The following is a 314-nucleotide window of genomic DNA, read 5'->3' on the forward strand; positions in this document are numbered from 1 at the left end:
GCGGCCGGGCACGACCGCGACGCGGGCCGAGACCGCCGACATCGAGCGCGCGATGTCGTCCGAGAGGCCGATGACGCGGGACGACTTGGTGCCGGGCGCCGGCTCCAGCTCGTAGAGCGTGACGACGGGCCCCGGCCGCACGGCCAGGATGTCGCCGCGCACGCCGAAATCCTGGACCGTCTGCTGCAGGTTGAGGGCGTTCTGCTCCAGCACGTCGGCATCGACCTCCTCGCTGCCGCCGGGGGCGGGCAGGGCGAGGAGTTCGAGGGCGGGCAGCTCGTAGTCGGCGTTCGCGAAGGCCGCGACTTCCAGGT

The 314-nt window shown here is 73.2% G+C and carries 1 protein-coding gene; it reads right to left on the reverse strand.

All coding sequences use genetic code 11. From position 1 onward, the window contains the following. Positions 1-314, reverse strand: a 314-nt coding sequence (locus AX737_RS34695) for a DNA translocase FtsK (RefSeq protein ID WP_280949096.1), incomplete at both ends; no start/stop codon positions are given.

Origin of the sequence: Methylobacterium sp. CCH5-D2, from assembly GCF_001556475.1 — a bacterium.
Lineage (GTDB): Bacteria > Pseudomonadota > Alphaproteobacteria > Rhizobiales > Beijerinckiaceae > Methylobacterium > Methylobacterium hispanicum.